A 10674-nucleotide genomic window follows, 5' to 3' on the forward strand; every position below is an offset into this window, starting at 1 on the left:
ACGACTGCTTCGCAGCCGAACGCAGGCTTCGCCAGCTGCTACGAATGAATGTGGACTCAGGCTTTGGGCGGCACCGGGTTGGCGTCGAAGGTATGCGGCGGCGCCACTTGCAGGGTGGTGATGGAGCCCTGTTCAGAAAGCGAGTAAGTGACCTTCGAGATCAGCATGTCCTGATCAAAACCCAGCACCTTGTCGACCACCCTGACCTGCGTGTTGTGCCGCCACAAATCGCCGTTGGATTGCCGCCAGCCTTGCACGCGATAGGTCGTCGTCAGGGCTTTGCCAGTGCGGGTAGCGCTTTCCCAATCGGCGCGTTGCTGCGCCAGTTCCGTCGTCAGTTGCGCACTTTCGCTGATCACCGTGACCCGTTTGCGTTGGGCCGTGGCATCGATCGCTACACCCGACACCTCGCTCACAGCGCTGCCGCTTTTGCTGTCGCTGCCCTTGTGCTGGCCAATCACCCGGTATTCAGAAAAGACCTGGCTGAAATCCATCGGCGCGTTGGCCGAGAGAATGTTCTTGCCCAGCTCCAGCACATCACTGGCCCGCCCGCCGCTGCCGGGTTTCGCCAGCAGCACACGGCCTTCGGCATCGTCTGTGGAGAACACCCGATACAGGGTCAGCAAGCGGTCGATGGACTGAAACACCGTTTCTCCCGGGACAATGCTGTGTTTATTCAACTTGGCGGTTTGTGTGATCTCGCTGACCACCCCCACGCCATAAGGCGATGCCAGGGCCTGGACGATGCTCAGCACGCTTTGTTCCTGCCATTGGCTCGGACGGTTGATCGCCGCACAATCCACCAGGTCCCGGGTCAGCGAACTGCCCTCGATACTCAGGCTGATCTGCTTGCCGTCGTAACTGATCGGTGCCTTGTAGACGTGCCCCGTGAGCACCAGATCGCAACCGATCCGCACCTGGCAACGCGAACCGGGCTTGATCGGCACCGCCAGGGTTTGCCCCGGCCATTGCCAGGTGATGTTGAGTGTGAAGGTGCGGAACTGACGCTCCAGGTCCGCACTGATTTCCACGCTTTTCCAGCCGCCATAATCCAGACCGTTAACAGTCAGGCTGACGGCGTTTGCAAGGTCGGTCATGGTCTACTCCCGGGCGATTTGCAGGCCGCCCGGGGGCAGGAATCCAAAGTGGATCACCCCGTTGCGTTGCGTCACTTCACTCACCCGAGTGGCATCCCCCAGGTATTTGTAGGTGAGCACCAGTGCCGGCATGCTCTGATTGGGAGACAACGTGATCAGCCGCACACCGGAGGATGCCACCGCCGTCAGATGCCCGAACAGTTGCTGGCGCATGGCATTGAGCGCTTGATAATGCACGGCATCCGCCTTGAGGGCGGCTTGCCAGATTGCTTCATTGAGCGCATCGCGCAAGGTCAGCACATCGTCGGCCACCGGCACGTCCACCCGCTGCACCGGTTGCACCGCTTGCTGCGCCAAAGACGGCGTGGAGTTCAGTTTGACCACCGGGGTCGCCACCGGCATCCGCGCCACTTGATAGCCGAGCTTCACCAACAACGCGTCCTGCACCAGATTGGCCATGGCCTGAGCCGCCGCCACCGTGTCCTTGCCGGTGGTGAGCTTGGGAGCGTCGATCTTTTTCACCGCTTCAACCTGCTGCGAGGCGCTGGCGAGCACGCCACGGTAACCCTCACGAGCGAAGTCCCCGAGCTCCTTGATGTCACCCAGCAAACCCTTGAACTCCGCGCTCACTTCACGGGGCAGTTCCTTGATCGCCTTGACCAGCAAACTGAGTTCCTTGTAGGTCTCGATAACCTCCTTGAACTCATGCTCGATGACCTCGTAGACATCTTTGAGGCTGTCACGCAGTTCCTTGATGCCGATCCGTGCCGCCTTGACGGGTCTGGGTCATTTCGCATTCGCCGACCTTGACCTGCATCCGTCCCAGCCACGGATGAACCAGTTCACCCGCGCCCTCCTCCAGCGCCTTGAGCAGTTTGTCACGTTGCTCCAGGCAATCGGGCCCAACGATAAAAGCCGTCAGGTCGTGGATCTTCGCCTGTTGGCCAAGGCCCTCGAAGAACGGCTGGTCACGCTGGGGATACTCATGCAACTGACCTTTCTGGCCGACCGGGGTTTTCGCCTGATCGACCCAGAATCCGACGCCGCGAAACGACGCCGGCAACAAACGATCACGCCAACTCATTGGAACCTCCTAGAGACAGTGAGCGATAGCCAATCTGCGACGTCACGGCCAGGCCAGGCTGGTTGGTCTGTGGTTGATCGGTACGCATGCCGGCCGGTGCATTTTCAAAGCGCACCGTCAGGCCGCCTTCCAGTTGCGCACGGTTGTTGGCGGCGCTTTGTTGCACCAGGGCGTTGGAGCCTTTCGGCAAATCGCTCGACAGCGACGCTTGATCGCTACTGGCACCGAAAAACGCTGGCGCCAGTTCACCTTTGCCTTCGGCGTTGGTTTTCTGTTGCGCCTCGGTCAAGCCTTCGACCTTGCCGGTGATCTTCGCGATGAAGCCACTGACACTGCCGCCGAACAGGTCCTTGATCGGTTCGATAATCGCCTTGAGCTTTTCCCACAGCCCACTGAACCACGCGATGATCGGCGTCCAGTGTTCGGTAATCATCTGCATCGGTGACCAGTCGAACAGCGTTTTGAACAGTTCCCCGACCGGGGCCGTGACACTGGTCAGCGAGTCCCACAAGCCGGAGAAGAACTCACTCAGCGGCTCCCAAGCGGCACTGACCTGCGCCATCGGCGACCAGTCGAACAGGCTTTTAAGGAAGCCCACCACCGGCACGGACAGTGCCCGAAGCAAATCCCAGATCGCTGAAAACAATCCAACCAGCGGTTGCCAGTTGTTAACGATCATCCCCAACGGAGTCCAGGAAAACAGTGCCTTGAAGAAGTCGATGACCGGCACAGCAACGGCTTTGACCCCTTGCCAAAGCGAACTGAAGAAGCTGCTGATCGGACGCCAGTTGGCGATGATCATCCCCAATGGCGTCCAGCTGAAGATCACCTTGAACGCGTCGAACAGCAGCGAAGCCGCCGCTTTGATCACGTCCCAGAGCGCGGCGAACACCTGACTGATTGGCCCCCAGTTGTTGATGATCATCCCCAGCGGCGTGAAGGCGAACATCGTCTTGAAGAACTCGACCATCGGCATGACAACCGGTGCAATCTCTTGCCAGAGCCCGGCGAAAAACGCCGAGATCGGTTTCCAGTTCGCAACGATCACCCCGGCCACCAACGCAATACCCATGGCAACCAACATCAGCGGGCTGGTCTTGAGCACCGTGCTCATCAGGTCAAGCGCTTGTGAAGCACCCGTAACCGCCGATTGAATGGCCGAGAACGCAATAGCGCCCGCGGCAATGCCCTGGACCAGCTCCGGGTTGTCGTTGAGCAAGGTTCCGACGCCATTGAGCAACGGCTCAAGACCGACCACCACCGCGCTGACTGCTGGCAGTAACGCGGCGTCAACCGCAACCGAGACCTTGTCCATCGAAGCGCTGAAAACGTTCAGGTTTTGCGCAGCACTTTTGGGCACGCTCGGTACATCGACGCTTTTTGCCGTCTCACCGACCTCAGCCAATTTGCCCTGAAACGCTGCCGCCGACTTGATACCTTCGACGAAGGGCGTGACCACGCTACCGCCCTTGAACAAGCCGCTGATATCCAGCTTGCCCAGGCCGGCCTGCTCGAGGTTGTTTTTGAAGCCATCGACTTTCGCCCGAAGGTCCTTGAGCTTGGGCGACAGTTCATCGATGCCTGTCAGCAAGACCGCTTTTTTTTCAATCTTTTCTGTCTCTGCCATCACTGCACCTGCTGCATCGCATTGATCCGTTGCGCGTGCTCCAGTGATTCGCGGAGCACGTCCAGTGGCCTGGCCATCATCTGTTCGGGGTCAACCTTCCAGAACCAGGCCAGGTCATAGGCGACAGCGATCAGGTCGGTGATGGCGCCGATGCCGCACTCATGAAAAAACTCGCGACAGCCCAGCTCAGCGCGTTGAGGTCAGCCAGGTCCAACTGGTTGACCGACGACGGCGGGATGCCGGCGCAGACTGCGATGTATTTGGCCGCGACATCCATGTCCAGGCTGACTTCTTCGCTCTTGTCGATCTTGTACGGCAGCGCCTTGATCGCCCGCACCTCCTGCACCGTCGGACGGCGCAGGGTCAGTTCGGTCAGCGGCTCGCCGTGGGCCTCGATGGCCACTTGCAGCTTCACGGTTTGAGTCATTGCCAGGTCCCCTTCACACCTTCGAAGACCAATGCGATAGACGCGTCATCGCCCTTGGAAATCGGCGCATCGACCAGGTAGGCACCGGCCAGCACGAAGACTTTGCCGTTGCTGAATTCGCAGGTGACGGTCATGTCGGTACCGGCGATCAGCTGCTTGAGCGGGAAGTCCGGGGTGTGCAGCGCCGTCACCTTGAACGATGGGGTGATGTCGGTTTCCTTGTAGAAACCCGGCACCAGTGTTTCGCGTTTGGTGGACATCAGCGGCGCTTCGCAGCCACCGTTGATGGTCAGTTGAGCGCCGTCCACTTTGACGTAGCAGGTGCCCGCAATCAGTTGACCCATGGTGTTTCTCCCTTCAATAAAAAGCCCACGCGAGGTGGGCTGAACTCATACAGTGAAACGCGGCATTCAAGCCGCGTTGTCGTACTGCAAACGGAATTGGTTGAGCAGCGCGAACACACGCAGGCCGTTGATGTAATCCGGCGGGAACAGCACGTTGACGCGGCTCGGGTCCTGGCTGTCGCGCTCGACGATCAGGTGTTCGGCGAACAGCTCGGCGTTCTCGACGTGGCCTTCCAGTTCGAGCTTGGCGTACTGGGCGATCAGCTCACCGCGAATGGTGCTCGGGGTCACGATCGGCTGGCCGGCACCGAAACGGGTGCCGTCGGCGGCCAGTTTGTGGCGACCGTACTTGCTGGTAATCACGCTTTGCAGACGACGCACGATGAACGCCGACTGGTGCATGGTTTCGCTGTCCAGGTAGGAGTTGTCTGCCTGGCCGTAAGCGTTTTTCTGATAGGTGGTGATCGCTCGCTGAATGCGCACGTAGCCGCCTTCGTAGTACGCGGTAGCGATGCCGTAGTTGAGCAGCGACTGGCGCTCKGTCAGGGTGAAACGCTCACTGGCCGGAGCCGGCTCGACGCCCGGTAGGCTGCCGCTTTGGGTCGGACGGCTGGCGTCGGCAGAGATGAACACCGAAGTCCGCGCAGCCAGTGCGGCCGCCTGAACCCAGAACGGTTGAGGGACACCCAGCTCCAGCGCCTGAATGGTCATGTGCTGGTCGTTACGGGTTTGACCGGCGGCGACCAGGGTGCCAACGGTGCCGCGTTTGGCGGTGTAGACGTGACCGAACAATTGCTTGGCCCACGACCAACGACCGACGCTGTCATCCATGACGGCTTGCCAGGTATTGAGGGTCGCGGTGTCAGTCCACGGCATGCAGATGAATTCGAACGGCTCATCACCCAGCGCAGCGACGGCCGCCACTTGATCCGGCACGCCAGCGCCACCGGCCATTGGGGTGATGGCGGTGGTCAGGCCAGCCGGTGTGTCTTCGCCATTGCTCTTGCCCAGGCGATTGAACTGCAGGCTGATGTCGTTGGCACTATCACCGGTCCATTTAGCGGCCAGGGTAATCACGCCTTCGACCGCAGCGGCGGTAACCGGCAGATCGGCGCTGGCGTTGATTTTCAAGGCCAGTGCAGTTGCGGCCTGAGCCGCGGTTGCCGCATTAACGACAGCCGATTGAACACGCACGCCGCCGACGTACAGGTTGAGCACACCGCTTTCGGTTGCGGTACCAGTCAGGGTCAGCACGCCTTTGGCAATGCTGCCCACGGTGTTGTGCACCGGCAGGCACCAGATTTCGCCGACCGGGTCGGTCTTGCGCCAGGTCTCGTACATCGAGGCCAGCATCGAGCCTTGACCACCGATGCTTTTGGCCAGCGCCACGCTGGACACCAGCACCAGTTTGCCGACCTCGGCGCTGGCAACGTTGTCGTTGACCTGAGCGACGATCAACCGGCGCATGGCCGACGACGCGCTATTGGCTGCCGAATTGTCCATCTCGGCGTAGAACAGCGGAACACGAATGTCCGCAGGAATGTTGCTGAATCCGATCGCCATTATTTGGCTCCCTGTGGTGTTGCCGCTTCCACGGCTTTGGTAGTGATATCGCCATCGGCCAGACGTCGACGCCACCAGGCGTTGTCCGGCACTTCACGGCCTTCGAGAGGCAACAGATCGCCCGCTTCCGGGTCGGGCACGGCACGGCCTTCGGCCGGCAGCACAGTGATGCGTTTGCTCATTGCTTTACGTCTCCAGAGAAAGTCAGTTCCAGGCGCCCGTCAGGCCCCGGACGTTTCAGGTTGGGGTCCGCCGGATCGATCGCATCGACCCGCACGGTCACCCCGGTAAAGGACGACAAGCCGTCCAGTTCACGCTCGTGCCAGGTTTCCGCCGGTTCGCTGGAGCGGTTACGGCCCAGCTGGAATTCGGCGAAAAAGCGCAGGCGATAAAGCAAGCGGCTGTTATTGATCGAAACCAACTCGCCGCCGTCGTATTCAATGGCGTCGTAGTCGCCACCCAACTTGAAGCCCACCAACGCCCGCCACAGCTCGGCCCGCAGCCCTTGCAACTGATCCAGCGCCAGCGCCGCATCCGTGGCATCGAGCAACAGCGTCACCTCGAAGCGATCACGGATGGTTTGCCGAAACGCGTTTTGTGCTGTGTTCTTGCTCGCCAGGTCAGCGATCACCGAGACGTAGGCCGCAGGGATGGGTTGTGGAGGGGTGGTGGGTAGGGTTTGTGGATCAATGCCTACTACCACGCGATTGGCGAGCGACGGGCATTGATCACGGAGCTGTTTGAGGATCGGGGTGATGTACATGGGATTCACCGGGCAATAAAAAACCCGCGCGGTGGCGGGTTTGAGTTAAGGGAAATTACCGCCGATGACCTGCATCCTTGCAGGTCGGGGTCGTTGTCTACGCCCCCCGTCAGCCAGTCCATTGGACTTGTTCAGTGATGATCTTCTTTGCTGCCAGTACCATTAGCGGTCCTGGCTGGAATCACGCGGCGTCACTTCATCAATGCCAATCCGCTTGGCCGCCCAGCGCTCATACAAGCCAATGGCAACATCGGCACCGGCCATCGCGGTGAGGCAGCCGAAAGCACCGGCGGTCCAGATCGACACGCCAGCGGCATACAGCAGCATGATGGTCGAGACCCCGCAGACCATGCAGGCCCCGGAGCGCAGCACCAGGCGCCGCAACAGTGGCCAGCCGCGAGCGCCCTCCTTGTCGGCGCGCCACATTTCGCCGGACACCCCGCCAACCACCGCCAGAGCGATGACCAGCCAGATAGGCATGTCCGCCAACGCTTGCTGCTCGTTTGTCATGTCACGCCTCCTGCGTTGATAAATAGGTGATGGGTTTGTGTGTTGTTCAAACGTTGTCTCTTGGTGTGCCTGACGGTAGGTAGGCATTCCAAAAAGCCCGGTCGCCCGGGCTTTTCAGTAATACGGTCCTTCCGATCTTTCGGCGCTACTGGCGCGGTACGGATCCATTCAAATTGTTCCTCCGACCGCGACCCTGTCCGCCGGATAACTGCTTACGGTGCTTTACGCTGCACACCCGGGTCAGTTGCCAACCCTCTGAACCGTTGAGGCCGGTTCATCGCTGCCTTTGCTGTGGAACTAAAGAGCTTCGTTGCGAGCCGTTGTTGAGCGGCTTGGGACAAAGAATATGCATGGATGCATATACAGTCAATGCATAAATGCATTTATTTGTGCATTGAAAATGCACAAGCGCATGAAAGCCCCGCAAACAAAGGGTGGGATGGTTTTCGTCAGGCGAAAAAAAACCCGCTTGATAGCGGGTTTTGTCTGACAGCTAGGCGTTAGCGGGCGTACATGCCCCACCAGAAGACGTGACCGAGGATGACGATTTGCTCTTCCTGAATTTCCTGGAAGGTGTAGTCCTCATCCGGGTGTTCATCGCGATTGAAGCTACGCAGACGAATGCCGGTAGGCAGACGATAGAGCTGCTTCACCCGCAGTTGGCCGTTATGGTTGATGGCATACAGATCACCATCAACGATATCGCCAATCCCGGACTTGCCGGCGTTGACCCCAACCGTGGCGCCGTCGCGCAGCACCGGCAACATGCTGTTGCCGCGCACGGTGACGCATTTGGCCTGGTCGAACTGCACACCGTTATGCCGCAAGCTGCGTTTGCCGAAGCGCAAGCTTGAGCGTTCGCTTTCTTCGATGACGAATCTTCCTGATCCAGCAGCCAATTCAACCTCGCGAAGAAAGGGGACCGAGACCTCGTCGTCATCGACGGGGGTATCGTCATCCCACAGGCTTATGTCCTTGAGTTCCGAATGCGACTCTTCGCGTGCAGGCGCGATGGCCGGCGCTACATCGGCGCGGCCACGCAACAGGTCAGTGCTCACACGGAAGTACTCGGCGATCTTCGAGATGTGTTTATCCGAAGGATCGACGATCTTCCCGCTGAGAATCCGCGAGAGAGTAGATTGAGGCACGCCAGTGCGACGGTGAAGCTCCGTGGGGGAGATCCCGTGCTGATCGAGCAGTGCTCTTAAGACGGTAGAAACATTGCGTTTTTGCATAACGCGCATAGTGCTCGTTCTTTTCGAAGATGACAAATGCTGATTTGCATAACAAGTGCATAAACCGCAGAAACGTGCAGCGGGCCTTTCATCCCTGCGTAGGTCGGACCGCCCATGGTAACCTTGCGCCCATCGCGGAAAAGCCGGGCCGATGTCCCTCTTTTGCCCCACCCATTTCAACGAATTCGCCTGATTACCTGATGAATAAAGCACTCTCCGATCTGTCTTCCCACACCCCGATGATGCAGCAGTACTGGCGTCTGAAGAATCAGCACCCTGACCAGTTGATGTTCTACCGCATGGGTGACTTCTACGAGATCTTCTATGAAGACGCAAAGAAGGCCGCCAAATTGCTGGACATCACCCTGACCGCCCGTGGGCAGTCGGCCGGGCAGGCGATTCCGATGTGTGGGATTCCTTACCACGCCGCGGAAGGTTACCTGGCGAAACTGGTCAAGCTCGGTGAGTCGGTGGTGATCTGTGAACAGGTCGGCGACCCGGCGACCAGTAAAGGTCCGGTAGACCGTCAGGTGGTACGGATCATCACCCCCGGCACCGTCAGCGATGAAGCGCTGCTGGATGAGCGCCGCGACAACCTGATCGCCGCCGTTCTGGGTGACGAGCGCCTGTTCGGCCTGGCCGTGCTGGACATCACCAGCGGCAACTTCAGCGTGCTGGAGATCAAAGGCTGGGAAAACCTGCTGGCGGAGCTGGAGCGGGTCAATCCGGTCGAGCTGATGATTCCGGACGATTGGCCAAAAGACTTGCCGGCCGAGAAGCGTCGTGGCGTTCGTCGTCGTGCACCGTGGGATTTCGAGCGTGATTCGGCGCTGAAAAGTCTTTGCCAGCAATTTTCCACCCAGGACCTCAAAGGTTTCGGCTGCGAGAACCTGACCCTGGCCATCGGTGCCGCCGGTTGCCTGTTGAGCTACGCCAAGGAAACCCAACGCACCGCCCTGCCGCATTTGCGCAGCCTGCGTCATGAGCGTCTGGACGATACCGTGGTGCTGGACGGTGCAAGCCGGCGCAACCTGGAGCTGGACACCAACCTGGCGGGTGGCCGCGAGAACACCCTGCAATCGGTGGTCGACCGTTGCCAGACTGCCATGGGCAGCCGCTTGCTGACCCGTTGGTTGAATCGCCCGCTGCGCGACTTGAGCGTGCTGCTGGCACGCCAGACCTCGATCACCTGCCTGCTCGACGGTTACCGCTTCGAGAAACTCCAACCGCAGTTGAAAGAGATCGGTGACATCGAGCGGATTCTGGCGCGTATCGGCCTGCGTAACGCTCGCCCGCGTGACCTGGCTCGCCTGCGCGACGCCCTCGGCGCCCTGCCAGAACTGCAAGTGGCGATGACCGAGCTTGAGGCGCCACACCTTCACCAACTGGCCGTGACTACCAGCACCTATCCCGAGCTGGCCGCCCTGTTGGAAAAAGCCATCATCGACAACCCGCCAGCGGTGATCCGCGACGGTGGCGTGTTGAAAACCGGATACGACGCTGAACTCGACGAGCTGCAATCGCTAAGCGAAAACGCCGGACAATTCCTGATCGACCTCGAAGCCCGCGAGAAGGCGCGTACCGGCCTGGCCAACCTGAAAGTCGGCTACAACCGGATTCACGGTTACTTCATCGAACTGCCAAGCAAGCAAGCCGAGCAGGCACCGGCCGATTACATCCGCCGCCAGACCCTCAAAGGGGCCGAGCGGTTCATCACGCCAGAACTCAAAGCCTTCGAAGACAAGGCCCTGTCGGCCAAGAGCCGCGCGCTGGCCCGCGAGAAGATGCTTTACGAAGCCCTGCTCGAAGACCTGATCAGCCAGCTGCCACCGCTGCAGGACACTGCCGCGGCACTGGCTGAGCTGGATGTCTTGAGCAACCTGGCCGAGCGCGCGCTGAACCTTGACCTGAACTGCCCACGGTTCGTCAGCGAGCCGTGCATGCGCATCAGCCAGGGCCGTCACCCGGTGGTTGAACAAGTATTGACCACACCGTTCGTGGCCAACGACCTGAGCCTGGACGAC

Annotated in this window: 10 protein-coding genes and 1 pseudogene; 1 reads left to right on the forward strand and 10 read right to left on the reverse strand. The window is 60.0% G+C overall.

Annotation, left to right across the window (positions count from 1 at the left end; translation table 11 throughout):
- Window positions 1–56: 56 nt before the first annotated feature.
- From AC1DH9_RS14205 to AC1DH9_RS14250, 10 genes and pseudogenes are all read right to left on the reverse strand, one after another.
- On the reverse strand, window positions 57–1097 hold the full coding sequence (locus AC1DH9_RS14205) for a phage baseplate assembly protein (RefSeq protein WP_427544600.1): 1041 nt from the start codon (window positions 1095–1097) through the stop codon (window positions 57–59).
- 3 nt (window positions 1098–1100) lie between these two features.
- Window positions 1101–2181, reverse strand: a pseudogene (locus tag AC1DH9_RS14210) (DNA circularization protein).
- A complete protein-coding gene (locus AC1DH9_RS14215) occupies window positions 2168–3808 on the reverse strand; it encodes a phage tail tape measure protein (protein ID WP_427544604.1) in 1641 nt (546 codons plus the stop codon). The pseudogene AC1DH9_RS14210 and the gene AC1DH9_RS14215 overlap by 14 nt, the downstream one beginning before the upstream one ends.
- 130 nt (window positions 3809–3938) lie before the next feature.
- Window positions 3939–4235 (reverse strand): phage tail assembly protein, encoded by a 297-nt coding sequence (locus AC1DH9_RS14220; protein ID WP_427544606.1) that lies wholly within the window; start codon window positions 4233–4235, stop codon window positions 3939–3941.
- Complete coding sequence (locus AC1DH9_RS14225) at window positions 4232–4579, reverse strand: phage tail tube protein (protein ID WP_054595953.1); 348 nt, start codon at window positions 4577–4579, stop codon at window positions 4232–4234. Before AC1DH9_RS14225 ends, AC1DH9_RS14220 begins: the two co-directional genes overlap by 4 nt.
- Before the next feature lie 66 nt (window positions 4580–4645).
- Window positions 4646–6142, reverse strand: coding sequence for a phage tail sheath subtilisin-like domain-containing protein (locus AC1DH9_RS14230; RefSeq protein ID WP_427533347.1), 1497 nt, complete (start codon window positions 6140–6142; stop codon window positions 4646–4648).
- Complete coding sequence (locus AC1DH9_RS14235) at window positions 6142–6324, reverse strand: DUF2635 domain-containing protein (protein WP_054595951.1); 183 nt, start codon at window positions 6322–6324, stop codon at window positions 6142–6144. Before AC1DH9_RS14235 ends, AC1DH9_RS14230 begins: the two co-directional genes overlap by 1 nt.
- Window positions 6321–6905, reverse strand: coding sequence for a phage tail terminator protein (locus AC1DH9_RS14240; protein WP_427544608.1), 585 nt, complete (start codon window positions 6903–6905; stop codon window positions 6321–6323). The genes AC1DH9_RS14235 and AC1DH9_RS14240 overlap by 4 nt, the downstream gene beginning before the upstream one ends.
- A gap of 162 nt (window positions 6906–7067) precedes the next feature.
- A complete protein-coding gene (locus AC1DH9_RS14245) occupies window positions 7068–7415 on the reverse strand; it encodes a phage holin family protein (RefSeq protein ID WP_427544610.1) in 348 nt (115 codons plus the stop codon).
- A gap of 500 nt (window positions 7416–7915) precedes the next feature.
- Window positions 7916–8650 (reverse strand): XRE family transcriptional regulator, encoded by a 735-nt coding sequence (locus AC1DH9_RS14250; protein WP_427533364.1) that lies wholly within the window; start codon window positions 8648–8650, stop codon window positions 7916–7918.
- A 200-nt stretch (window positions 8651–8850) separates the two neighbouring features.
- On the opposite strand from AC1DH9_RS14250, the gene mutS reads away from it, so the two are divergent.
- On the forward strand, window positions 8851–10674 hold a 1824-nt coding region (gene mutS, locus AC1DH9_RS14255; protein ID WP_477808323.1), incomplete at its 3' end, for a DNA mismatch repair protein MutS.

The sequence above is a fragment of the Pseudomonas sp. 05T35 genome (genome assembly GCF_056396605.1).